The sequence below is a fragment of the Alcanivorax sp. 24 genome, from assembly GCF_004360225.1.
Lineage (GTDB): Bacteria > Pseudomonadota > Gammaproteobacteria > Pseudomonadales > Alcanivoracaceae > Alloalcanivorax > Alloalcanivorax xiamenensis.
In genome coordinates this window covers 228797-252528 of sequence record NZ_SNUA01000006.1, presented here as the reverse complement: position 1 = coordinate 252528, position 23732 = coordinate 228797, and the positions used below count along the sequence as shown (strand labels likewise).

The 23732-nt window shown below is 63.1% G+C and carries 21 protein-coding genes; 7 read left to right on the top strand and 14 right to left on the bottom strand.

The window, feature by feature from the left end; translation table 11 throughout:
* Nucleotides 1-16 precede the first annotated feature (16 nt).
* The 11 genes from E0L37_RS10795 to E0L37_RS10745 form a co-directional block, all read right to left on the bottom strand.
* Nucleotides 17-1195, bottom strand: coding sequence for an ATP phosphoribosyltransferase regulatory subunit (locus E0L37_RS10795; RefSeq protein WP_133491743.1), 1179 nt, complete (start codon nt 1193-1195; stop codon nt 17-19).
* A gap of 16 nt (nt 1196-1211) precedes the next feature.
* The gene (locus E0L37_RS10790; protein WP_133491742.1) at nt 1212-1409 is read right to left on the bottom strand and encodes a DUF2065 domain-containing protein; all 198 of its coding nucleotides are present in this window, start codon (nt 1407-1409) and stop codon (nt 1212-1214) included.
* Between the two features lie 75 nt (nt 1410-1484).
* The gene (gene hflC / locus E0L37_RS10785; protein WP_133491741.1) at nt 1485-2546 is read right to left on the bottom strand and encodes a protease modulator HflC; all 1062 of its coding nucleotides are present in this window, start codon (nt 2544-2546) and stop codon (nt 1485-1487) included.
* Nucleotides 2546-3730: an FtsH protease activity modulator HflK gene (hflK, locus tag E0L37_RS10780; protein WP_133491740.1), complete on the bottom strand. Its 1185-nt coding sequence runs from the start codon at nt 3728-3730 to the stop codon at nt 2546-2548. The genes hflC and hflK overlap by 1 nt, the downstream gene beginning before the upstream one ends.
* An 11-nt stretch (nt 3731-3741) precedes the next feature.
* Nucleotides 3742-5109 carry a ribosome rescue GTPase HflX gene (gene hflX / locus E0L37_RS10775; RefSeq protein ID WP_133491739.1) on the bottom strand — a complete coding sequence of 456 codons (1368 nt, stop codon included), beginning with the start codon at nt 5107-5109 and terminating at the stop codon, nt 3742-3744.
* A gap of 156 nt (nt 5110-5265) precedes the next feature.
* Nucleotides 5266-5562 carry an RNA chaperone Hfq gene (hfq, locus tag E0L37_RS10770; RefSeq protein WP_133491738.1) on the bottom strand — a complete coding sequence of 99 codons (297 nt, stop codon included), beginning with the start codon at nt 5560-5562 and terminating at the stop codon, nt 5266-5268.
* A 199-nt stretch (nt 5563-5761) separates the two neighbouring features.
* Nucleotides 5762-6733, bottom strand: coding sequence for a tRNA (adenosine(37)-N6)-dimethylallyltransferase MiaA (miaA, locus tag E0L37_RS10765; RefSeq protein ID WP_133491781.1), 972 nt, complete (start codon nt 6731-6733; stop codon nt 5762-5764).
* A 104-nt stretch (nt 6734-6837) separates the two neighbouring features.
* Nucleotides 6838-8685: a DNA mismatch repair endonuclease MutL gene (gene mutL, locus E0L37_RS10760; protein WP_133491737.1), complete on the bottom strand. Its 1848-nt coding sequence runs from the start codon at nt 8683-8685 to the stop codon at nt 6838-6840.
* Between the two features lie 48 nt (nt 8686-8733).
* Nucleotides 8734-10050, bottom strand: a complete 1317-nt coding sequence (locus E0L37_RS10755; RefSeq protein WP_370450525.1) for an N-acetylmuramoyl-L-alanine amidase — start codon at nt 10048-10050, stop codon at nt 8734-8736.
* A 43-nt stretch (nt 10051-10093) separates the two neighbouring features.
* Complete coding sequence (gene tsaE, locus E0L37_RS10750) at nt 10094-10525, bottom strand: tRNA (adenosine(37)-N6)-threonylcarbamoyltransferase complex ATPase subunit type 1 TsaE (protein WP_133491736.1); 432 nt, start codon at nt 10523-10525, stop codon at nt 10094-10096.
* Nucleotides 10515-12005, bottom strand: a complete 1491-nt coding sequence (locus tag E0L37_RS10745) for an NAD(P)H-hydrate dehydratase (RefSeq protein WP_133491735.1) — start codon at nt 12003-12005, stop codon at nt 10515-10517. Before E0L37_RS10745 ends, tsaE begins: the two co-directional genes overlap by 11 nt.
* Before the next feature lie 64 nt (nt 12006-12069).
* On the opposite strand from E0L37_RS10745, the gene queG reads away from it, so the two are divergent.
* Nucleotides 12070-13158 carry a tRNA epoxyqueuosine(34) reductase QueG gene (gene queG, locus E0L37_RS10740; RefSeq protein WP_133491734.1) on the top strand — a complete coding sequence of 363 codons (1089 nt, stop codon included), beginning with the start codon at nt 12070-12072 and terminating at the stop codon, nt 13156-13158.
* A gap of 113 nt (nt 13159-13271) precedes the next feature.
* Complete coding sequence (locus tag E0L37_RS10735; RefSeq protein ID WP_133491733.1) at nt 13272-13712, top strand: cytochrome c; 441 nt, start codon at nt 13272-13274, stop codon at nt 13710-13712.
* 47 nt (nt 13713-13759) lie between these two features.
* On the opposite strand, the gene E0L37_RS10730 is transcribed toward E0L37_RS10735, so the two are convergent.
* Nucleotides 13760-14410 carry a cytochrome b/b6 domain-containing protein gene (locus E0L37_RS10730; RefSeq protein ID WP_133491732.1) on the bottom strand — a complete coding sequence of 217 codons (651 nt, stop codon included), beginning with the start codon at nt 14408-14410 and terminating at the stop codon, nt 13760-13762.
* A 60-nt stretch (nt 14411-14470) separates the two neighbouring features.
* Entirely contained in the window at nt 14471-15013 is a 543-nt protein-coding gene (gene orn / locus E0L37_RS10725; protein WP_133491731.1) for an oligoribonuclease, read from the bottom strand.
* A gap of 286 nt (nt 15014-15299) precedes the next feature.
* On the opposite strand from orn, the gene rsgA reads away from it, so the two are divergent.
* The 3 genes from rsgA to asd all read left to right on the top strand — a co-directional run bounded on the left by rsgA (nt 15300) and on the right by asd (nt 18158).
* Nucleotides 15300-16328: a small ribosomal subunit biogenesis GTPase RsgA gene (gene rsgA / locus E0L37_RS10720; protein WP_133491730.1), complete on the top strand. Its 1029-nt coding sequence runs from the start codon at nt 15300-15302 to the stop codon at nt 16326-16328.
* A 125-nt stretch (nt 16329-16453) separates the two neighbouring features.
* Complete coding sequence (locus E0L37_RS10715; RefSeq protein WP_133491729.1) at nt 16454-17272, top strand: sulfurtransferase; 819 nt, start codon at nt 16454-16456, stop codon at nt 17270-17272.
* A gap of 25 nt (nt 17273-17297) precedes the next feature.
* Nucleotides 17298-18158 carry an archaetidylserine decarboxylase gene (gene asd, locus E0L37_RS10710; protein ID WP_133491728.1) on the top strand — a complete coding sequence of 287 codons (861 nt, stop codon included), beginning with the start codon at nt 17298-17300 and terminating at the stop codon, nt 18156-18158.
* Between the two features lie 15 nt (nt 18159-18173).
* Here the strand turns inward: asd and E0L37_RS10705 are convergent, their stop codons facing one another.
* A complete protein-coding gene (locus E0L37_RS10705; protein WP_133491727.1) occupies nt 18174-20084 on the bottom strand; it encodes a sensor histidine kinase in 1911 nt (636 codons plus the stop codon).
* 309 nt (nt 20085-20393) lie between these two features.
* Between E0L37_RS10705 and E0L37_RS10700 the strand changes: the two genes are divergently transcribed.
* Nucleotides 20394-22634 (top strand): AsmA family protein, encoded by a 2241-nt coding sequence (locus E0L37_RS10700; RefSeq protein WP_133491726.1) that lies wholly within the window; start codon nt 20394-20396, stop codon nt 22632-22634.
* Nucleotides 22631-23701 carry an A/G-specific adenine glycosylase gene (gene mutY / locus E0L37_RS10695; protein WP_133491779.1) on the top strand — a complete coding sequence of 357 codons (1071 nt, stop codon included), beginning with the start codon at nt 22631-22633 and terminating at the stop codon, nt 23699-23701. Before E0L37_RS10700 ends, mutY begins: the two co-directional genes overlap by 4 nt.
* The last annotated feature ends 31 nt before the right edge of the window (nt 23702-23732 follow it).

The window sequence follows — 23732 nt, the reverse complement described above, 5'->3', positions numbered from 1 at the left end:
ATCGCTGCTTCGCTGTTCAGGAGGAAATGGGTTGAATGGTCCAGCCATCGTTGGCGGCCACCAGTTGCCGGTCACACCCCAGTTCGCCGGGGTCGTTATCGGCGCCGGGCAGAGCCAGCACCACGCGCTCGCCGTCCGCGCGCAACGCCGCCACTTCAGCGGCGAAGGAGGCATCGGACAACTCGCCCCGGGCGAGCACACCGCCCTTCCGGGTTACGGCGGCCAGGGCCGCCAGTTTCTTCAGATCGGCGCTGAAACCGGTGGCTGGCCGGGCCCGGCCAAACACCTCACCGATGTGGTCATAGCGACCGCCCTTGGCCAGCGGTTCGCTGTCACCAGGCAGATAAGCGGCGAGCACCACACCGGTATGGTAGTGATATCCGCGCAGCTCTCCGAGATCCAGGTGCAATCGCGCCGGGCTGTCAGCCAAGGCGCCGGCCAGCGCCTCAAGGGAGGCCAGCGCCGTCAGTGCCTCCGGGAAAGCCGCCAGCAACGCCCGGGCCTGCTCAAACACCGTGCTGTCGCCGTCCAGGAACGGCAATTCCGCCAGCGCCCGGCTGGCCGCCGCCGGCAGCGCCCGTTCGGCCAGAAACGCGTTCAGTTCGGTGCGCGCCTTGCGCAGATAGATGTCTTCCAGGCGCGCCTGGTCAGCGCCGGTCAGATCACAGGCCGCCACCAGGGAGCGGAAAATGCCCACATGGCCCAGATCCAGCACCACCTGATCCTGAATGCCGGCCAGCGCCATGGTTTCCAGCATCAGCAGGATGACTTCCAGGTCGCTTTCAGCGCCGTCATGGCCGAACAGTTCCACGCCCAACTGGTAAGGCACGCGGCTGCCGCCGGCCTGTGCCGGGCGGGCACGCAGCGCGGTGGAACAGTAACACAACCGCGTCGGGGCGCCTTGACGCAGGCTGTGAGCGTCCATGCGCGCCACCTGGGGGGTCATGTCCGCGCGCACGCCCATCAGGCGGCCACTGAGTTGATCTGTAATCTTGAAGGTTTCCCGCTCCAGGTCACGGCCGGCGCCGTTGAGCAGGGATTCCAGGAATTCGATGAGCGGCGGGAATACCAGCTCGTAACCCCAGGACTGGTACAGGTCCAGCGCCCGGCGCCGCAGGTGCTCGATGGCCCTGGCGCGTTCGGGAAGGACCTCTTCCACGCCATCGGGGAGCAACCACTGTTCTTCCTGATTCATTGTCACGCTCTTAAAGTTACATGCCCGGCCGCAGAAACAGCAGAATGCCGGCGCCCACGGCCATGGCCACCAGGCCACAAACGCGCAGTATCCGGCCATCCAGACGGGCCAGCTCGAGGGCGGCGCGGCGCATGCGCTCCGGCGCCAGCGCCAGGGGCACCCCCTCGATCACCAGTACCAGACATAACGCCTTGATCAGCAGAATCCAGTCCATCCGGAGCCTGTCCACAAAAAAACCGGGTGCCAGGCACCCGGTTACGGCATTCTACCATGGACCAAGGGCCGACGACTAACGGCCGCCCTCGGAGTCCTTCAGGTACCTGAAGAAGTCACTGTCCGGTTCCAGCAGCAGGATATCATTGGGTGACTTGAAGCTGTCCCGATAGGCCTGCAGGCTGCGGTAAAAGCGGAAGAACTCTTCATCCCGGGAGTAAGCCTGGGCATAAATGCCGGTGGCGCGGGCATCCCCTTCACCGCGGACTTTCTGCGCTTCCTCGTAGGCCTGGGCGACGATCTCGGTTTCTTCGCGATCGGCCGAGGCACGAATCCGCTCAGCTTCTTCCCGCCCTTCGGAACGGTGCTCGGCGGCATCACGGGCCCGTTCGGCGCGCATCCGGTCAAACACCCGCCCACGCACTTCATCCGGCCAGTCCACCTGCTTAACGCGGACGTCCACCACCTCGATACCGAGATCTTGAAGGGTGGCGGCATTCACTTCCTCGGCCACCGAGTTCATCAGTTTTTCGCGCTGATCGTGCTTGTCTTCCAGCAGGGCCTGAGTCGCGCCTTTTTCCTGCACCTTCTTGCGGAACTCCTCGTCCTCCTCGGTGACCAGTTGCTCCTCGCTCTTATCGAGCGTTTCGCCGCTGACCACCGCGTTTGGATCCAGTGCCTCGTCGGGCAGTTCCCCACCCCGACCCGCGACCACTTCCTGCACGGTACGGGCGGCGAACTGGTTCCGCAGCGCTTCGTTAACCCGTGGATCGAGCAGTTCCCGGGCCCGGCGTTCCATCACCAGACTGTTGTTGGAACCGGCGCCGACACTGACGATATAGCGCTGCACATCAGCAATGCGCCAGGTCACGAAGGCATCCACATTGAGCAGCTTCTTCTCACCAGTGAGAAACGCCTGGGTGGGCACGTCGTGGGTCAACAAACGGCCATCCACGCGAATCACCTCGTCGATCAGCGGCACCTTGGGATACAGCCCGGGTTTGATGTCCGTGCTTTCGATCCGGCTGAAGCGCTTGAGCACCGCCTTCTCGGTCTCATTGACGATATAGAATGAATCGAACGCCAGCAGCAACAGCACGCCCACCGCCACCAGCATCAGCCAACCTCGTGTACCCATCAGCGAATCTCCGTGCGGTTGGTGTTATACAGGCTGCGCGGCGCCTGACGACCGCTGCTTCCGCCGTCATCGGCACCGGCGTTGGTGGTACGCGGTGAGCCATTGGACGACCCGCCGGAGTCACTTCCGGCACCTTTTGCGGCCTCCCTGGGCTTCATCAGCTGATCCAGGGGCAGGTACATCAGGTTGTTGCCATTTTTCACGTCAACCAGGACCTTGCTGGAGGCCCCCAGCACTTCGGTGATGGTGTCCAGATAAAGGCGATGCCGGGTAACCGATGGCGCCTTTTCATACTCGGCCACCAGATCCTCGAAGCGCGCGGCATTACCCTGCGCCTCGGCCACCACCTTGGCTTTGTAGGCCTTGGCTTCCTCGGTGATCCGGGCGGCTTTACCGCGAGCCTGCGGAATGATCGCGTTATAGTAGGCTTCCGCTTCTTTCTTGAAGCGGTCCTCGTCCTCGCGCGCCTTGGCCACGTCGTCAAAGGCATCACGCACGGCATCCGGCGCCGCGGTACGGTCCAGCACCACCTGGTTGATCACCAGGCCGGTGTTGTAGCGGTCCAGGTACTCCTGCAGACGCTTGCGTACTTCCAGGCGAATATCTTCACGCTGGTCGCGCAAGACATCATCCATGGTGGAACTGCCCACCACGTGACGCAGGGCGGAACTGGTCGCGTGTTCGAGGATGGATTCAGGAGCGGACACCCGCAGCAGGAACGCCTGGGGATCCAGCACCTTGTACTGCACACCCAACGTCACGGACACGATGTTGGTGTCGCGGGTGAGCATTTCCTCACTCAGCTCGTAGCTGCGGTTCTGGCCGACGTCCACTTTCATCGCCTGCTCGATCACCGGCGCGCGCCAGTTCAGGCCCGGCTCCACCATGCGGTTGAACTTGCCGAAGCGCAGCACTACCGCCTGCTCCCGCTGGTCCACCTGGTAAAAGCCCATCATCACATAGCCGACCACCAGCACCAGAGCAAGAATGATCAGCAGCCCTTTTGGTACGCCGCCACCTCGCTTGCCGCCGCCACCGCTGCCGCCTTTACCGCCAAACAGGCCGTTGATGCGATCCTTCAGATTCTTCAGCGCTTCATCGAGATCGGGTGGACGTTGATCTCCGCCACCGCCCCCACCCCAGGGATCCCTGGGTTTGTTGCCGCCAGGTTCATTCCAGGCCATTGATTTCTCCGTTATCCCGCTTTGTGCGAGCGTTCTGGATTGTAGGAATGGGCCGAGCCCTCTGCAACCTGAGGCGCGGGCACCGATACATCCTTTTCGCTGAGACCCGCTTCTCGGAGCAGGCGTTCAAAGTGCACCCGGTTCAGATGCACCCTCAGCAACATGGCGCCGTCGGTGCCGGCCTCCTCCGCCAGCACCTCGCCCGCCTCATGCAAACGTGCTCTCAAGCGTCCGGCCTCCGGCGGCAGACGCAGCCACCGGTCAACCCAATGTTCGGCCAGACGTTCGGCGATCGCCTGGTGCAGCAATTCAAACCCTTGCTGCTCCCGGGCCGACAGCCATACCCTCCACGGCCGCCCCTGCTCATCCCGGTCCAGCCGGGGAGCGTCGCCGAGACGGTCCACCTTGTTGTAAACATGCAACACCGGCACCTGATCGGCGCCGATCTCCTCCAACACCTCGTTCACCGATGCCACGTTATCGTCGCGTTCTTCGGCGCTGCAATCCGTGATATGGAGCAGCAAAGAAGCATTGACGGTTTCCTCCAGGGTGGCCCGGAAGGCCTCCACCAGGCGGTGCGGCAAATGGCGGATGAAACCCACGGTATCCGCCAGAATCGCCGGCCCCACGCCGGGCACCCTCACCTTTCGCAGAGTCGGGTCCAGGGTGGCGAATAACTGGTCCGCCACGTAAACCTCTCCGGTGGTCAGAGCATTGAACAGGGTGGACTTGCCAGCGTTGGTATAGCCTACCAGGGAAATCAGCGGCGTTTCTGAACGGTCACGGGCACGACGTCCCTGCTCCCTCTGTTTGCGCACTTTTTCCAGGCGGGCCTCGATGGCACGGATACGGTCACGGATCAGACGACGGTCCGTTTCCAGCTGCGTTTCACCGGGGCCGCGCAGGCCAATACCGCCTTTTTGCCGCTCCAGGTGGGTCCAGCCGCGCACCAGCCTTGAGGCCAGGTGCCGCAATTGGGCCAGCTCCACCTGCAAGCGCCCCTCATGGGTACGGGCACGCTGGGCGAAGATGTCCAGAATCAGGCCGGTACGGTCCAGGACCCGGCATTTCGCCGCCCGTTCCAGATTGCGTTCCTGAGCCGGGCTGAGGGCATGGTTGAACAACACCACGTCGGCCTCTTCCTGGCGTACCAGTTGGGCCAGTTCCTCGCTCTTGCCACTGCCTATGAACAGCGCCGGATCAGGACGGTCACGCTTGCCCAGCAGCTCCGCCACGGGTACCACGCCACTGGACACCACCAGATGGTGGAATTCCTCCAGATCCTCCCGCCCGAAAGCGTCGGGCAGGTCCATGTGCACCAGAATGGCCCGTTCGCCAGCCCCGGTGCGTACCTGTTCAGTACGTTCGAATAAATCCATGGACCTCAGTGTACCCACAGTCTCCGGGAACGCCACAAATACGACGGTCCGAATGTCATTTCCGGCCTCACTACAGCAGCGTCCTGCGGGGTGTTCGACAAAACAAAGCCACGCCGCAAGGGCGTGGCTTTGCATAAGCCGGAACTGACGACGCGGTTATTGATTGCCGTATTCGTCACCTGCCCCTGCCTGGCCGCCGCCGGTACCGGAGGTACCGTGCATGGCCGGATTGCCACCGCCGGAGGCACGCGGGTTGCGGGCCGGTACCACGGTGGAAATGGCGTGTTTATACACCATTTGGCTTACCGCGTTTTTCAGCAGTACCACGTACTGATCGAAAGACTCGATTTGCCCCTGCAGTTTGATTCCGTTAACCAGAAAGATCGAAACCGGAATACGTTCCTTTCTCAGCGCATTGAGAAAAGGGTCTTGTAGCGAATGCCCTTTTGACATGGCAGTTCTCCTCAGCATCCAAATATAAAAAGTAGCGCCCAACGTTTCGGGCAATCAGCGCATTGAATCCGCGTCCCGCGGACGTTCAATTCAATGTTATAACCCGGTCATCCAAGACCCACTTCGAGACCGGCCATCCCTGACTCCGGGCCCTGAATCCGTTCATTGACTCATCCGGCAACATGACCTTGAAAAAGTTTCACCCCAGATCATTCTCACCGCTACTAAACACGGATTTACAAACCTGCGCAAGCCGCGCCGCGCACGCTATGCGCTGGTTCTCCCCGGTACTGTCGTACCACTGTAATCCGGGCCATTTTCGCAGCCAGGTGAGCTGCCGTTTCGCCAGCTGGCGTGTGGCAATGATACCTTTTTCGACCATGGTCGGGTAATCCCATTGGCCATCCAGATAAGCCCATACCTGTCGGTAGCCCACGGCTTTGATCGCCGGCAGGTTCTCGTGCAAGTCACCGCGGGCAAACAGTCTTTCCACCTCCTCCAGCAACCCTTCCCGCAACATGGCGTGGAACCGTTGCTCGATACGCCGGTGCAACTCCTGTCGCGGCGGCGCCACCGCCAGACTCAGCACCGGCGAAGCCAGGCCGCTGAAACGATAAAAACCCTGCTCCAGCGCTTCCGCGCGAGTCTCGTGCCGGGCGTGGAATGCCGACAGCGGCTCACCGGTGAGCCGGTACACTTCCAACGCGCGCTGCAGCCGTTGCCGGTCGCCGGGTTTGAGACGCCCGGCGGTGACCGGATCGACGCGCGCCAATTCCGCGTGCACCGCGGGCCAGCCCGCCTGTTCGGCCAGGGCGGCGATTTCCGCCCGCACTGCCGGGTCCGCCGGCGGCATCGGCGCCAATCCGTCCGCCAACGCCTTGAAATACAACATGGTGCCGCCTACCAGCAGCGGCACTTTACCGCGCCGCTGAATATCCTCGATCTCAGCCAGCGCGTCGGCACGAAAATCCGCCGCCGAATACGGTCGCGACGGATCCCGGAACCCCAATAATCGATGGGGCGCCTTCGCCAGTTCCTCCTTAGTGGGGCATGCGGCACCGATTTCCAACCCCCGATACACCAAAGCAGAGTCCACATTGATGATTTCCATCGGCAGCCGGCTTACGGCGTCCATGGCGAGAGCGGTTTTACCGGCCCCGGTTGGCCCCATCAGGAAGACAACGGGCCAGACGCCAGACGCCAGACGCCGGACGCTCAAAGGCCTGCTCTCTTTTTTTTCGCGTCCGGCGTCCGGCGTTTGGCGTCCGGCGTCCATTACTGCCCCCGCATGAACAGACGATCCAGGTCCTTGACGCTCATCTGGGTCCAGGTCGGGCGACCGTGGTTGCATTGCCCTGAACGCTCGGTGGCTTCCATGTCGCGCAGCAGGGCATTCATCTCCGGGATGGTCAGCTTGCGATTGGCGCGTACGCTGCCGTGGCAAGCCATGGAGGACAGCAGCGCATCCAGATGCTGCTCGATACGCTCACTGCTGCCGTGGGCGAGCAGATCGGAGAGCACGTCGCGGACCAGCGTCTCGCTGTCGGCGTTGCGCAGCAATACCGGCACTTCCCGCACCATCAGGGTTTCCGGCCCCGCCCGTTCGACAGCGAAACCGAGGCGCTGGAACACTTCCGGCTGCTGCTCGGCGAAATCCGCCTCCCGCGAGGACACCGCCATCGACACCGGCACCAGCAGGGGCTGCCCACGCACTTTCTCCTCGGCCCAGTCGCGCTTGAGCCGCTCGTAGGTGATGCGCTCATGGGCCGCGTGCATATCCACCAGCACCATGCCGTGCTCGTTCTCGGCGATGATGAAAATGCCGTGGATCTGCGCCACCGCGTAGCCCAACGGCGGCGTCTGGCCCGGCTCCGGCGCCGGCATCGGCGCGGCTTCCGGGCGGGGCGTCACCAGCGAACCGTAGGCACTGGCCTGACGGTCGCCGTCGGCAGTCGATAGCGGAGGACGCCAGGCCGGCGCCGCGCCCCCACCCTGGTACCCATTTCCACTGACACCCGCGCCGCTGTCACGGGCCTGAGTCAACGGCATGGCTCCCTGGGTCGGCGCGGACCAGTCCGGCATTGTCTGTGGCGACTCCTGCACATCGAGCCGGTCCGCCGGACGCACCTCGGCGATCGCCCGGTGCAGGGTCCGATAGAGGAAGTCATGGACCATGCGCTGCTCGCGGAAACGCACTTCGTGCTTGGTAGGGTGCACGTTCACATCCACCAGTGCCGGATCCAGTTCCAGGAACAGCACGAACGCCGGATGCCGGCCATGATAGAGCACATCGGAGTAGGCCTGCCGCACCGCGTGGCTGACCACTTTGTCGCGGATCACCCGGCCATTGACGTAAAAGTACTGCAGATCCGCCTGGGAACGGGAGAAGGTCGGCAACCCGAGCCAGCCATGCAGGCGCAGGCCGGCGTGGGACACTTCCACCGGCATCGATTGCTCCATGAAAGCACTGCCGCACAAGCGCGCTACCCGGGCGGCCCGCAGCGCCTCGTTGTCGCCGCTGGGCAGTTGATGCACTACTTTCTGGTTGTGGCTGAGCCGGAATCCGGTCTGAAATTCGCTCAGGGCAATGCGCCGGAACACCTCTTCCAGATGGTTGAATTCGGTTTTCTCGGTACGCAGGAAACGGCGCCGGGCCGGCGTATTGAAGAACAGGTCGCGCATGGTCACGGTGGTACCGCGCGGATGCCCCGCCGGCGTCACCGAAGGGGCCATGTCGCGACCTTCCACCACCACTTCCCAGCCTTCCGCCTGCTCACCGGTGTTGCTGGTCAGGCTCAGCCGCGACACCGAGCTGATCGCCGCCAGCGCCTCGCCGCGGAATCCCAGGGTGCCGATGGCTTCCAGGTCCTCGGCCACATGGATTTTGCTGGTGGCATGCCGGGACAACGCCAGAGGCAGTTCGTCCCGCTCGATGCCACCGCCATCGTCACGAACCCGGATCAGCTTGGTACCGCCCTGCTCCACATCCACGCTGATCTGCCGGGCACCGGCATCGAGGGCGTTTTCCAGCAGTTCCTTGAGTACCGATGCCGGCCGCTCCACCACCTCGCCGGCGGCGATCTGGTTGGCAAGGCGGGAATCCAGCAATTGAATCTTGGACAAAATGGTCTCCCGGGGTCGCGGCCCCTGCGTTATTTCCGCTTTCCGGGGTCAGGAGCCCGGAATGGTCAACAATTGCCCCACCACAATGCGGTCACCGTTGATATTGTTGGCGGCGCGCAGGGCGTCCTCGGACACCTGATGGGCACGGGCGATGGCGGACAGCGTATCACCAGGCTGGATGCGGTATTGGTCCCCCTGCTGCCGGCGCTGGGCGGCGAAATAGCTGTTCGGCGCCGGGTGGGTCTGGAAATAGCGTTTCACGCCATTGGTCACCGCCCGGGCGATACGGGCCTGGTGGGTACTGGAGCGCAGCAGCCCTTCTTCTTCCCGATTGGAGATAAACCCGGTCTCCACCAGCACCGAGACCATTTCCGGTTCCTTGAGCACGGCGAAACCGGCCTGCTCCACCGTGGTCCGGTTACCGTGCAACTTGGTGACGCCGTCAAACTCCTGCAGGATCTGCCGCCCCAGATAGAGGCTGTGGGCCATGGAGCCAGACATACGCATGTCCGCCAGCACGCTGAGCAGATTGGAGTCGTCCTTCTCTTCTTCGTAGACCCCGGCGACGCGGTCGGATTCGTTGGCGATCTTGGCCAGATAGCGGGCGCGGGCACTGGTGGCGCCGCTGTTCGAGAGCGCGAACACACTGGCACCCCGGGCACGGGCATCGGTAAAGGCATCGGCGTGGATCGAGATGAACACGTCGGCGTGGTTGTCCTCACGGGCGATACGCCGGCGCTCGGCCAGCGGCACATAGTAGTCGCCATCACGAACCAGCACCGCGCGCATGCCCGGCTCGTTGTTGATCATGTTGTACACCTTCTTGGCGATCTGCAGCACCACCACTTTTTCCTTGGTGCCGCGCGGCCCCCTGGCGCCGGGGTCCTCGCCGCCGTGGCCGGCATCCACGGCGATGATCATTTCACGGGGTTTTTCCGCCGAGTCCTTGGGTTTGGGAATGGTCTTCGCCGGCGGCGGATCCTTGTCGAAGAGATCCACCACCAGGCGCCAGCCGTGCGGCGCCACCGGCTTGAGCAGATTGGTGCGTGGGCGCACCGCCGCCTTGAGATCGAACACGATACGGGTTTTGTCCGCATGCTGTCCCACCCGGATATCGGCCACCGGCCCGTTACCCGCATCCAGCGTTTTGACGTCGAAGTCGAAGTCGGTGTCCATCAGATCCACCACCACCCGATCCGGACCGGTGAGAATGTCCACCTTGTGTTCCACCGGATCGGGCAGATCGAACACCACCCGGGTATGATCCGGGGCCCGGTGCATGCGCACGGAGTCCACTTTCACCGCCGCCTGCGCCGCCATCGTCAGAAGGCCGCCCAGCATACCGATGAGCAGACGCCATGCCATCGTTCCCCAGGCGGACTTTCGCTGATTTACACCCATAGTTCGGCTATGCCCACTCCAAATTCGCATTACGCCCCGGCGGCTGCACGGTCAGTGTCACGGTGAGATCCGGCGCCGGAATCACACCCTCGCCTTTTTGCGGCCATTCCAACACACACAGCCCATGGCCGTCGAAATAATCCCGAATGCCGATCAATTCCAGCTCCTCGGGGTCCGCCAGCCGGTACAAGTCAAAATGATAGATATGGACGCCATCGAGCTCATAGGGTTCCACCAGTGTATAAGTGGGGCTCTTCACCGCCCCCTGGTGGCCCAGCCCTCGCAGCAGCCCGCGCATCAGGGTTGTTTTGCCCGCCCCCAGGTCCCCCAGCAGGTAAACGCACTGGCCGGTTTTGAGCACGGCGGCCAATTCCGCGCCCAACGCCAGAGTGGCCGTCTCGTCCGCCAGATAGCGGGACCCGCTTGGTTTATTTTCCATTCAATTCCCATCGTAACGGCAGCAAAAGATCAGTGGCCAACAGCCCGCGCTCGCCGTGCTCGGCGGCGGCCCGGTCGGCGGCCCGGGCATGCGCCATGGCCCCAAGAGCCGCGGCCTGGTACGGCGGAAGGCCCTGGGCCAGCAGCGCGGCGATGACACCGGTAAGCACATCGCCCATACCGCCGCTGCCCATGCCGGGATTGCCATCGCTGACCAGGGCACAACCGTCTTTACCGCGCACCAGGGTACCGAGCCCCTTGAGCAGGGCGGTGCCGCCGTAACGGCTGGCCAGCGCTTCCACGGTGGCGAAGCGATCCTGTTGCACGGCGGCGCTGTCGCTGCCCAACAGCCGCCCGGCCTCGCCGGGATGGGGCGTCAACACCCAATGATCGCTGGCGTCCACCCCCCACTCGGCCAGCAAGTTCAGGGCATCGGCATCCAGCACCAGCGGCAGGTCCGTCATCAACACACGCTTCAGCAATGTTTGCCCCCACTCGGCGGTGCCCAGCCCCGGCCCCACCGCCACGACCGTGGCACGTTCCAGCAAGGGCTCCAGATCCGCGACGTCATCCACCGCCCGCGCCATGATCTCCGGCTGCCGGGCCAGCACCGCCGTCAGATTCTCGGCGCGGGTGGCGAGACTGACCAGACCGGCGCCGCAGCGGGCGGCGGCCTGGGCACTCATGGAGGGCGCGCCGGCGAAACCATGGTCGCCGCCGACCACCAGCACGTGACCGTAATGCCCCTTGTGCCCGTCACGGCGCCGAGGCGGCAGCCAGCGCCGCAGATCCAATGGCGTCGGCCGCCATACCGGATCCGGTATCGCCTGATACACGGCCTCGCCCACGTTGAGACTGGAGAACAGCAGATCACCGCTGTGGCATGGCCCCACCCCGGTGAGCAGCCCGCGGTTCACGCCGATGAAGGTAATGGTGCAATCCGCGCTCAACACGGCACCGGCGCTGGCCCCGGAGTCCGCCGACAAACCGGAGGGAACATCCAGAGCCAACACCGGTTTGCCCAGGGCATCAATGGCCTGCAGCAAGGCCCGCATGTCTTCGCGCAACGTCCCGCTGATACCGGTTCCCAGCAGGCCGTCCACCAACAGCGGCGCGGACCCCGGCAGGTTGTCCAGATTCAGCGGCAGCATCGGCACCCCGGCGTCGCGCGCCGCCTCCGCCATCACCAGGGCATCGCCGCCAAGCTGGTCCAGCGGACGCCATTGATAGACCACGGGGCGCAACCCGGCCTCCTGGGCCAGACGCGCCACCACGTAGCCGTCACCGCCATTATTACCGGCGCCGCACAGGATCGCCGGTTCACGCACCTCCGGCCAGCGCTGCAACATCAGATCAAAGGCAGCCTGACCCGCCCGGGCCATCAGGCTGGCACCGCTGACACCGCCGGCGATGGCGAGACGGTCCAACTCCCGGGTTTGGGCGGCGCTGTAGAGTCGATTGGGTAACGGTGCCAGGGTCATCGCTGCTATCCTGTGGCGAACATCGCCCATTATACGTTGACCGCGTACAGTTCTCGATCACTCCATGGATTTCACTCATTTCAAAACACAACTGGCCGAACAGGCCAGGCTGTTGGGTTTCCAGCAGCTGGGTGTGGCCGATATCGACCTCACGGAGGCCGAGACGAGACTGCGACGCTGGCTGGACGCCGGATACCACGGCGACATGAAGTGGATGGAGGCCCATGGGCACAAGCGCTCAAGACCGCAAGAGCTGGAACCCGGCGCCCTGCGGGTGATCTCCCTGCGGATGAATTATCTGCCGCCGGACACCCAGCCGGTGAAGCTGCTCAGGCAGGGCGAGAAAGCCTATGTGTCGCGCTACGCCCTGGGACGTGACTACCACAAACTGGTACGCAAGCGGTTGGCGACACTGGCGCGCTGGATCCGCGAACAGGTCAGCGACAGCGAACTGGCCCGGGCATTCGTCGACAGCGCGCCGGTGATGGAAAAGCCGCTGGCCGCCAAGGCCGGACTGGGCTGGCAGGGCAAACATACGCTGCTGCTCAACCGCGAGGCCGGCAGTTGGTTTTTTCTCGGCGAAATCTATACCGACCTGCCACTGCCGGTGGACCAGCCGGTGGAGGACCGCTGCGGCAAATGCTCCGCCTGTATGACGGTCTGTCCCACCGACGCCATCATCGCCCCCTATCAGTTGGATGCCCGGCGCTGCATCTCCTACCTGACCATCGAGCACCCGGGCGCCATTCCGGAGGACCTGCGCGCCGGCATCGGCAACCGCATCTTTGGCTGCGACGACTGCCAGCTCATGTGCCCCTGGAACCGGTTCGCGCGGTTCACCGACGAGAGCGACTTCCACCCTCGACATCAGTTGGAAAACAGCGATCTGGTTACTCTTTTTCTATGGGACGAAGCCACGTTTCTGCGTTGCACCGAAGGCTCGCCAATCCGCCGCGCCGGCTATCAGCGCTGGCTGCGCAATCTGGCGGTGGCGCTGGGTAATGGCCCGGCCAGCACGGCGCCCATCGCGGCCTTGCGCTCGCGGCAGGCGGATCCCAGCGAGCTGGTACGTGAGCATGTGAACTGGGCCCTGAATCGCCTGTTGATGGGGCACAACGTCGCCGAAGGGGATGCCGGATCAAGTCCCGCATGACGTTTTCAGAGGCTCCCGGGGCCGAACAGTCTCTGGATCGGGGAACCTTTTTCCTGTGTAAAGACCCTACGTTTTATCCGACAATCAAGTGACGTTCTGTCAGGGAGAGTCCAATGAGGAAAGTCAGTCTGTTGATCCCGGTGTTGGCCGCCGGCCTACTCAGTGCCTGTGGTAAGGGCCCAAACGAGGCGGCGGAATATCGTGAATCCGTATTCAAGGCCACGGCCTGGCACTTCGGCACTCTGGGGGCCATGGCCAAGGGCGAGCAGCCCTTCGATCAAGCGGTGTTCGAGGAAAAAGCCGACATCGTGGCGCAACTGTCAGGTCTGCCCTGGGAAGGCTTCGCGGACGCCGGCTCCGCCGATGGCAGCCACGCCAAACCGGCGATCTGGGAGAACCGCGCCGACTTTGATGGCAAAGCCCGGGACTTCCAGAACGCCGCCGCCGAACTGGCGGAGATGGCCGGAAGCGCCGATCAGCAGGCCCTGTTCGCGCAAGTGGGCAAGGTCGGAGAAACCTGCCGCGCCTGCCACACCGAATATCGCGAACGTTAGAGTCTGTGTGTGATCTTTGCGCCACCGGGCCGCCACTGGCGGCCCGGTCAGCTCACCAACCAGTAAATCGCCCCGGCCACCGGCAAGGCCACCAGCAATGCCCGCCACCAAGGCGCGAAAGCCTGGTCCGGGCCGGCCTTATCAGGCACCCGCTTACGCCCGGTCAGCATGGCCACCAGCAACGGCTCCCCCAATAGCCGATGCAGCAGCACCGCCGCCACATGCGCGACGATCAGAATCAACAGCAGATCGAAATTCAGAAAGTGCACATCGGTGAGCGCGCGGGCCGTGGCGCCGCCAACCTGGTTGCTCAACGGCCCCTCCAGTGAAATATCGTCGGTGGCGAACAGGCCGGTAACGGTCTGCACCAGCAAAGACAGCAACATCAGCATGACCATCCAGCCGCCCAGCGGATTGTGGCCGGTAAACACCGGGGCCCGCCCACGAACCAAGGCCTTGCTATATTCCAGGGTACGTCTGGGCCCGGCCAGAAACGCCGTGAAACGACTATGGCGGGAACCCCACAGCCCCCAGATAATCCGGAAAATCACCAGGCCCAGCACCAGATAGCCGGCGCGCATGTGCCAGACCATCAACTGCTCACCCTTGCCCCCGGAATACCAGAGGAAACCGATACCCGCCACCAGCAACCAATGAAACAGGCGGGTGGGCAGGTCCCAGACCCGAATGGTGTCCATATTTTCTCCTTTCGATCAGCGCACTCCGTGGCCGGCCAACACCCGGCTTAACAAGGGACGCTATTCGCGGATGAAATGTTCCCGGTAGTAGGCCAGCTCGGCGATCGATTCACGGATGTCATCCAGCGCCAGATGTTTGTTCTCTTTCTTGAAACCAGACAGTATCCCCGGTTTCCAGCGCGTGGCCAGTTCCTTCAAGGTTGAGACATCCAGATTACGGTAGTGGAAAAACGCTTCCAGGGCGGGCATGTAACGTGCCAGGAAACGGCGGTCCTGGCAGATGCTGTTGCCACACATCGGTGACATCTTTTCATCCACGTATTGCTCCAGGAACAACAGCGTCTGCCGCTCCGCCTCCGCCTCGTCCACGCGGCTGGCGCGCACCCGCTCGGTCAACCCGGAGTTACCATGGTGGCGGGTATTCCATTCGTCCATGGCCGCCAAACGTTCGTCGCTCTGATGCACCGCCAGCACCGGCCCCTCCTCCAGCACGTTCAGATTGGCGTCGGTAACGATAGTGGCAATCTCAATGATGCGATCCTGCTCGGGGCTCAGACCGGTCATTTCCAGGTCGATCCAGATCAGGTTGTCTTTCGATGGCATCTCACGGGTCCTGTATGGAGATAAATTTAAACGCCATGGTACCAGAATGACCCTGACGCTTGACGCCGAAAGCCTGGAGCGCTCACACGCAACACGCGGAAAATCAAAAGCAGCGAGGTCCACGGACAAACGCTTAAAGCCCTACTGCTGCCACAGAGAGCACCACGACGCTTCTGCTCCCAGGTTCTATCCTGGCGTGCAAGCGTGTTGCGTGCATGCGTGCAAGCGCACTCGCCTCTCAACCGTGCCATAATGGCGCCACCTCAACCGACCTCCTCGCGAACGCATGGCGAAACGCAATCTCAACCGGCGACAGCGCTGGCGCATTGAAAAGATCCAGGGCGAGCGCCGCGATCGCATGCAGCGCAAAGCGGAAAAAGAGCAGCCGGTGGCCACCAACCTCGGTGAGGAACAGTGGGGTACCGTGATCGCCCACTTCGGTGGCCAGGTATTGGTGGAAGCCCAGGACGGCACCCCGGCCCGCTGTCATTTCCGCGCCAATCTGGAACAACTGGTGGTCGGTGACCGGGTGCTCTGGCACCCGCCACGCAGCGAGGGCACCGGCGTGGTCACCGCCGTGGAGCCGCGCCATACGGTACTGAAACGCCCGGACAACTACGGCAACCTGAAGCCCGTGGCCGCCAACGTGGACCGCCTTCTGGTGGTGTTCGCCCCGCGCCCGGCGCCTTCCAGCGCCCTGCTCGACCGCTATCTGGTGGCGGCGGAGCTGTCCGGTATCGAACCGGTGCTGGTGCTGAACAAGACCGATCTGCTGGACGACGACAACCGCGATCAGGCCAAGCACATCTGCGCGCTCTACCGCCACCTCGGCTACCAGGTGATCACCTTGTCCGCCCATGGCGACGGCCAGCAGCTGGCCCCCCTGCGCGCCGCCCTGGCGGATGCCACCAGCGTCTTCGTCGGCCAGTCCGGGGTCGGCAAATCCTCCCTGGTGAATGCCATCCTGCCGGAGGCGGATCTGGCGGTGGGCGAGATATCGGAGATGTCGGGGCTGGGCCAGCACACCACCACCACCGCCCGTTTGTTCCATTTCCCCAAAGGCGGCCACCTGATCGATTCTCCGGGAATTCGCGAATTCGGCCTCTGGCACATCGATGAGCAGGAGCTGTTGCACGGCTATCGGGAACTGTCCGAGCAGGCTGGCCATTGTCGCTTCCGTAACTGCACTCACCGGCATGAACCCGGCTGCGCACTGCTCGCGGCCGCCCAGAACGATGCGTTCATACACGAACGCCTGCACAACTACTTCCAGATCGCCGACACCCTGGACGACGAGGCCCGCGCGCGCTACTGAGCGATGCCTCGAGATTCCCCCTCCTGGATAAAGGCCGGCGGATATTGGACAATGAAACCCTGTATGAGGCGGTGAAAATTTATTCACTCCTCCAAATTCCCGACCCACGACTGTTTGATTGACTTATGCCCCTGCCCCTGTTGCTGGAACCCGCCGAACTGGCCAATCACCTTGATGATGCCGGGCTGTTGATCGTTGATCTGAGTAAAGAGCAGGTTTACGCCCAGGCCCATGTGCCCGGTGCCGTGCACCTGGACTTCAAACGCCTGCAGAAGGGCACCCAGCCGGCCCCGGGGCTACTGCCCGACGACGATGCCTTGTCCGACCTGTTCTCCGAACTGGGGCTGACCCCGGACACCCAGGTGGTGGCCTACGATGACGAAGGCGGCGGCTGGGCCGGGCGATTGCTGTGGACCCTGGACTACCTTGGCCACGCCCACTACTCCTACCTCAACGGTGGGATCCACGCCTGGCTGGCGGCGGACCTGCCCACCAGCAGCGAACCCCATACCCCCACACCCAGCGATTATGAGGTCAGCCTGCACAAGGCCGGCGTCAACGTGGACCTGGAGACGGTGCTGGCCGAATACCAGAACCCCGACGTGGTGATCTGGGACGCCCGCTCCGAGGAGGAGTACGCGGGCATCCGCGCCTTTGCCCAGAAAGGCGGCCACATTCCTGGCGCGGTGCACTATGAGTGGACCGACGCCATGGACAAGAACGATCACCTGCGGGTGCGCGACCTGGATACCCTGCGCCGGGAACTGGCCGCCCAGGGTATCACCGCCGACCGCCGGGTGATCACCCACTGCCAGACCCACCACCGCTCCAGCTTTACCTGGCTGGTGGGCAAGCTGCTGGGGTTCCCTCATATCGCCGGCTACGCCGGTTCCTGGGCGGAATGGGGCAATCACCCCGACACCCCGTTCGAAAAGTCCGAATAACAACCGACCGCATTCCGAGGTGCTCTTGAAGGACTTATGGCAACGTCTGTTCGTCGCTCTGCAATATCTGCTGCCCCACCACGCCTTGTCACGATTGGTGGGCATTCTGGCCCGCAGTGAAACACCCTGGGTGAAGGACACTTTCATTGGTTTGTTCATCCGCCGTTTTCAGGTCGATCTGTCCGAGGCGGAGGTCACCGAAGCCGGGCGCTATCCCCATTTCAACGCGTTCTTTACCCGAGCCCTGCGCGACGGCGCCAGACCATTGCCGGAACAGGCCGATGCCATCGCCTGCCCGGCGGACGGCACCATCAGCCAACTTGGCGCCATCGAAGGCGACCGTATCTTCCAGGCCAAGGGACACAACTACAGCCTGTTCCAGCTACTGGGGGGCGACCATGACCTGGCCACGGAATTCCTCGGCGGCCAGTTCGCCACCGTTTATTTATCGCCAAAGGATTATCACCGGGTGCATATGCCCGCCACCGGCACCCTGCGGGAAACCCGCTATGTGCCGGGTCGACTGTTCTCGGTGAATCAGGCCACCACCGAACGGGTGCCCGGCCTGTTCGCCCGCAACGAACGGCTGGTGTGCGTTTTCGATACCGGGCAAGGCCCGATGGCGGTGATTCTGGTGGGTGCCATGATCGTCGCCGGCATCGAGACGGTGTTCTCCGGCCAGGTCACGCCCCTGCCCCGCCGGGTGACGCACGGCGACTACCGGAACCGTCAGCCGATCACGCTGCAACGCGGCGAGGAACTGGGTCGTTTCCTGCTGGGCTCCACCGCCATTGTGCTGTTCGCCCGTGGCCACGCGGAATTCGATGCCGCCCTGAGCGCCGAAAGCCCGGTGCGCATGGGACAGATGATGGGGACGCTGCGCTAGCGCCCCACGGCCCGGTTATTCCGCCAGCGGCAGGCGGATCACCAGGGTGAAGCCCTGCCCTTCGCCGGCGCTTTCCGCCCAGATCCGTCCGCCGCTCTGTTCGATCATCACCCGCGCCATCGCCAGAGACAGGCCAAACCCGTCCTCGTGATGGCGTGAACCCATGATGAAGAAGGGTTCGAACAGACTCTCCAACTGATCCGTGCCGACACCGCTTCCGTTATCACGCATGCGGATTTCGCCCACGCCTTCCAGGCGCTGACTACTGATATCGATGTCCTCTCCGGCGGGACTGAAACGGATGGCGTTGTCCAGCGCCATCGCCAGCACCTCTTGCAGCTCGCTCTCGTTGGCACGCACCCGCAGCCTCTCCGACACCCGGTTCCGCACCGTCAGTCCGCGCTGCTCGAGACACTCGACACGGCTGGTGGTGAGCGCTTCCACTAACCAGTAAGGGTCGCACACGGTGATCAGCGTGGGGCTCTCCCGGTCCGACAGGTCGAAATAGCGCAACGACGTGCTCACCAGTCCCATCAAACGCTGCTGCCCCTTGCGCACCAGATTCCAGGTATCACGGCGGTCATCCTCTTCGCTCAGAGTATCCGCCGCGCCCAGCCAGTTGATGGGGGTGTTCAATTCGTGGCTGACGTACTGCAGGAAGGTGGATTTGTCCCGGTTCACACGTTCCATTTCCGCCACATGGCGTTCCAGGTTGCGGCGGGATTCCTCGAACAGACTGTTGCGTTCACGTTCCAGGAAGCGAATGCGGTCCCCCAGCGCCAGCGACAGCATTACCACCACCCACAACGTGGCCAGATGCGGCAGGATGGTGATGAAGGAGGTATAGGGCAGCCAGCCGACGATACCGAGGATGAAAATAAACACCAGCAGCATGAACACCCACCAGGCCAGCACGAACAAGCGCGCCGCCCGGTATCCCTGGGATAGAACCATCCAGCCAAGCCAGCTGAACAACACCACGGTGACCCCCACCAGAGCGGTGGACAAATAATAGGACCAGGGCGGCGCGATCATCAGTTGCACCACCAGCAGCACCAGCGCGCCGATCAGATAGTGCCGCAACACACGGTCGTAGCGCGGAAAGCGCACGCGCAATTCCAGGAAGGCCCGGGAGTACATGGCCAGCGCCGGACAACTGATGTAAATGCCAAGCCAGTAATATTCATTGAGCTTGGGCCACATCGGCCAGACAAACTGCAAACCGAAGCCATTGATATTGAGGATGAAGATCACCATCCCCACCAGGAAAGCCACGAAATACAGATACACCGGCTCCCGCAGCGACAATGCCAATAGCGCGTTGTAGATCACCATGATCAGCAAACACCCATAGAACACTCCGTAGAGCAGGGTATCCCGATAGGTGTATTCCACCAGCCCGGTGCTGTTGTAGAGCACCGGCGACAGATTGATCGCTCCCTTGCCGCTGACTTTCACATAAAAGGTGCGCGGCCCGGTCTGGTCGGTGTCCAGTGGAAAGATAAAGGCCCGGTGATTCATCATCCGCATGTGGAACGGCAACGTGTCCCCCATGGCCACTTCATCGTAGCCACCATCCGGGCGCGGTGCGTACAGAGTGATGTGATCGAGAATCGGGTAGCGCTCCACCAAATACCAGCTCTGGTCCGTCACCTTGCTGGTGTCGAGCGTGAACCGCAGCCAGATCACGCTGCTGGTAAAACCGAAGTTGGGCTCCTCCGCCGTATTGACGGTAAAGCGGCTGGAAAAATCCTCACGCACTTGAGACAAATCCCACTGCCCCTCGGGATCCACCAGTACATCCATGGATTTGGCCACCGCCACCTCATTCCGGTGGCCATCCGGCACCACCACCGGCGCGGCCCAAAGCCGCGCGGCGCACAGAGCCAGCCCCAGGAACAGCAGGAAGTTACGGAACTTTACCAATCGTCGTTCCCCAAATGGTCATAAGAGCCTGGCCATTACGCCACCGCCTTGCCCGTATTGGAGGTAGAATACCGGCAGCGCGTCACCGCCGTCTTGTCCAATACCTCAAAAGTGCCGAAGGCGATTTTCTCAATGGCCCACGGCGGCCATCAGGCAAAAATCGCTCCACCGCGGCGGCACAAACGCCACGGCCCGGGCTCAAAAGGTTATCATCGTTATCATGGTGTCGAACGGGCCTGGGCTTCGTTACGATTACACCAACTCGTTATCATCGGGGCCCGAGGGCCCGGGCGCAAGGAGAGCACCGTCATGGGACGTGCAATCAAGATCATTGTCATCGTAATCCTGGCCGTCGTGGTACTGCTGGCCGCGGCGATTTTCGTCGTCACCCAGGTGATCGACCCCAACGATTTCAAGCCGCAGATCGAGGAGCAGGCGCGCCAGAACGCCAACCTGGACCTCGCCATTCCCGGCGATCTCTCCTGGCAGTTCTGGCCCTCCCTGGGCGTCAGCCTGGGCCGCACCGAGGCCCGCATCGCCGATGAGGAAGAACTGTTCGCGGCTCTCGACAATGCCAGTGTCAGCGTCGCCGTGTGGCCCCTGCTGCTCGGCAAGGTGGAGATGGACGGCGTACTGATCGACGGCCTGGAAGTGAATCTGCGCGAGGATCAGCAAGGCGGCAACTGGGAAAGGATCGGTCCCCGGGGCGAGGCCAGCCAGGATCAGGCCGGCGAGGAACAGGAAACCGCCAACGGCGGCGAGGAGAGCAGTACCCTCGATATTCCTCTGACGATTCCTTCCGTGGACATCACCAACGGCCGCATCAGCTATCGCAACGCCACCGATGGCACCGATATTCGCGTCGAGCATTTCAATTTCAACGCCCGCGATGTCAGCCTGGACGAGCCATTTCCGCTGGAAATGTCGCTTCGCTATCAGGACCAGAGCGACCTGCGCGTGGATCTGAACCTGAAAACCACGCTGGCCGCCGACCTGGATGCCAACCACTTCGTGCTGGCCCCCATGGTGCTGGACGCCAATATCGCCGGCGCCACCACCCAGCCCGTGGATGTGCACCTGGAACAAGCGTTGGACGTGAACCTGGAGGAGGACAGCGCCAGTCTCACCAACCTGGTGCTGCAGGCCGCCGGCACGCGCACCACCGGCGAAGCGCGAATTACCGGACTCACCGGCGACATGGTGGTGGCCGGCCAACTCGACACCGAGCCCTTCAACCTCAACACGGTATTGAAGGCGCTGGGCGAGCCGGCCATCGAGACCCGCGGCGACAGCGCCCTCAACAAAGTGGCGATGAGCGCCACCCTGTCGGGCCCGGCCAACAGCGTCGTCGCCAACCCTCTCACCGTTACTCTCGATGACAGCACGATTAACGGCAGCGCCGGACTGCGGAACCTGGAAACCGGCAAGATCGCCTTCGATCTGACCATGGACAAGATCGTGTTGGACCCGTATCTGCCGCCGGAAAGCCCCGCCGAGGACAAACCCGTCGCCGGAGGTGACGCCGGCAAGAGCGGCGGCGCCGCCAACCTCACCGAAGCGGAACTGATTCCGGTGGAGACCCTGCGCCCGTTACTGCTGGACGGCAAATTCCGCATCGGCCATCTGACCTTCGAACAAATCGAGGCCAGCGACCTGAGTTTCGCGGTGTCCGCCGCCAATGGTGTACTGAAACTGACCCAGGCCAGCGGCAAGACCCTGAACGGGGATTTCAACGCCAGCGGCACCCTCAACGTGGCCGGCAAAACCCCTCGGATCAGCGCGCGCACCAAGGTGAATCGCATGCAGATCCAGCCCATCGCCAAGATGGCCATGAAGGACGACCTGGCCACCGGGCTGTTCAGCATGGACGGCAGTTTCAACGCCAGCGGCAACAGCCAGAAGGCGCTGGTGGAATCCGCCAAGGGCAACGTCAGTCTGGGCCTGGCCGACGGTACCGTGCGCGGCCTGAATCTGTACAACACCCTGGTGGGCGGCATCAACGATACCCTTGGCGGGCTCAAGGGACTGACCGCGCTGATTCCCAACCAGGAATCCGGCAAGCTGCCCCCGGTGCTTTCCGAGGACACCAAGATCATCGACCTGACCAGTAAAACGCGGCTGGACAAACAGGTCGCCTATCTGGAAAGCCTGGACGCCACGCTGGAGAAAGGCACCCTCTCCGGTAATGGCTGGTTCAACATCCTGACCCAGCAGTTCGACATGCGCATTGGCATGAAGTCCCCTGAACTGGACGGCGGCAAGTATCTGGGCGACGCCACCTGGCCCCTGCGCTGCCAGGGCAGCCTGGAAAGCAGCCCGGCCAAATGGTGCGGCCCGGACAGAGACGGCTTCCGCAAGATCGCCCAGCAAGCCGCCACCAATGCCGCCAAGGGCAAATTGAAGGACAAACTCGGCATCGATGCCGAAGGCGATACCACCGAGGAAGTGCTGAAAAACGCCGCCGGGCAAAAAGCCCGGGAGGAAATCGAGAAGCAGCGCGACAAACTCAACGAAAAACTGGGCGACAAACTCAAGGGGCTGTTCAACTGAGTACCGCGACCACCGCCTTCAGTGACGCCGTGCTGGCCTGGTACGACCAGCACGGCCGCAAGGATCTGCCCTGGCAGCATCCCCGCACCCCTTACCGGGTGTGGGTGTCGGAAATCATGCTGCAGCAGACCCAGGTGATCACCGTCATCGACTACTTCCAGCGTTTCATGGAGGTTTTCCCGGATGTGCATAGCCTGGCCACCGCCGAGGTGGATCACGTGCTGCATCTGTGGACCGGGCTGGGCTACTACGCCCGTGCCCGCAATCTGCACAAAGCGGCCCGGCAACTGGTCGATGACCATGGTGGCGAGTTCCCGCAAACCGTGGAGGACGTGGCCACCCTGCCCGGTATCGGCCGCTCCACCGCCGGCGCCATCCTGGCGCAAAGCCGTGGCGTGCGCGCGCCGATCCTGGATGGCAACGTGAAACGGGTACTGACCCGTCTGCACGCGGTGGCCGGCTGGCCCGGCCAGAAAGCGGTGGAGAACCGGCTCTGGGAACTGGCCGAGCACTATACGCCGCATCAGCGCCTGGCGGACTATACCCAGGCGATGATGGATCTGGGCGCCACGCTGTGCACGCGGCGACGTCCGGCCTGCGGCGAATGTCCGCTGCACCGGCGCTGCCAGGCCCACACCGACGGCAACCCCGAGCAGTTTCCCGGACGCAAGCCGGCCAAGACCAAGCCGGTTCGCCAGGCCCGTATGCTGATCCTGCAAAGTGACGATGGCAGCGTCTGGCTGGAGCCGCGCCCACCCAGCGGCATTTGGGGCGGCCTTTGGTGTTTCCCCCAGCAGGACCCGGAGGAATCACCGGAGAACGTGCTGACACAACGGGGCCTGACCGAACGCCATCGGGAAACCCTGACGCCGTTCCGGCACACCTTCAGCCATTTTCACCTGGACGTGGAGCCGGCGCTGATTCAGGTGGCGGGCACCGGTGCCCGACTGGAGGAAGAGCATGGGCGCTGGGTGGATCCCGATGCTCCCGGCGAGTTGGGCCTGGCCGCCCCGGTAAAAAAATTGCTCAGTGGGCTGCGTCAACCGCGCCAACAGAGCATGCTGTAACCTGAAAACCCTGAACCATCTCGAGGATGCC

Coding starts and splice junctions, on each gene's coding strand:
- E0L37_RS10790 (WP_133491742.1), bottom strand. CDS start 1,409: ATGGACTGGATTCTGCTGATCAAGGCGTTATGTCTGGTACTGGTGATC.
- E0L37_RS10730 (WP_133491732.1), bottom strand. CDS start 14,410: ATGGACACCATTCGGGTCTGGGACCTGCCCACCCGCCTGTTTCATTGG.
- queG (WP_133491734.1), top strand. CDS start 12,070: ATGGATTTCACTCATTTCAAAACACAACTGGCCGAACAGGCCAGGCTG.
- rsgA (WP_133491730.1), top strand. CDS start 15,300: ATGGCGAAACGCAATCTCAACCGGCGACAGCGCTGGCGCATTGAAAAG.
- E0L37_RS10745 (WP_133491735.1), bottom strand. CDS start 12,005: ATGACCCTGGCACCGTTACCCAATCGACTCTACAGCGCCGCCCAAACC.
- hflX (WP_133491739.1), bottom strand. CDS start 5,109: ATGGATTTATTCGAACGTACTGAACAGGTACGCACCGGGGCTGGCGAA.
- E0L37_RS10715 (WP_133491729.1), top strand. CDS start 16,454: ATGCCCCTGCCCCTGTTGCTGGAACCCGCCGAACTGGCCAATCACCTT.
- E0L37_RS10755 (WP_370450525.1), bottom strand. CDS start 10,050: ATGGCATGGCGTCTGCTCATCGGTATGCTGGGCGGCCTTCTGACGATG.
- tsaE (WP_133491736.1), bottom strand. CDS start 10,525: ATGGAAAATAAACCAAGCGGGTCCCGCTATCTGGCGGACGAGACGGCC.
- E0L37_RS10735 (WP_133491733.1), top strand. CDS start 13,272: ATGAGGAAAGTCAGTCTGTTGATCCCGGTGTTGGCCGCCGGCCTACTC.
- E0L37_RS10700 (WP_133491726.1), top strand. CDS start 20,394: ATGGGACGTGCAATCAAGATCATTGTCATCGTAATCCTGGCCGTCGTG.
- E0L37_RS10795 (WP_133491743.1), bottom strand. CDS start 1,195: ATGAATCAGGAAGAACAGTGGTTGCTCCCCGATGGCGTGGAAGAGGTC.
- orn (WP_133491731.1), bottom strand. CDS start 15,013: ATGCCATCGAAAGACAACCTGATCTGGATCGACCTGGAAATGACCGGT.
- miaA (WP_133491781.1), bottom strand. CDS start 6,733: ATGGGGCCAACCGGGGCCGGTAAAACCGCTCTCGCCATGGACGCCGTA.
- hflC (WP_133491741.1), bottom strand. CDS start 2,546: ATGGGTACACGAGGTTGGCTGATGCTGGTGGCGGTGGGCGTGCTGTTG.
- hflK (WP_133491740.1), bottom strand. CDS start 3,730: ATGGCCTGGAATGAACCTGGCGGCAACAAACCCAGGGATCCCTGGGGT.
- hfq (WP_133491738.1), bottom strand. CDS start 5,562: ATGTCAAAAGGGCATTCGCTACAAGACCCTTTTCTCAATGCGCTGAGA.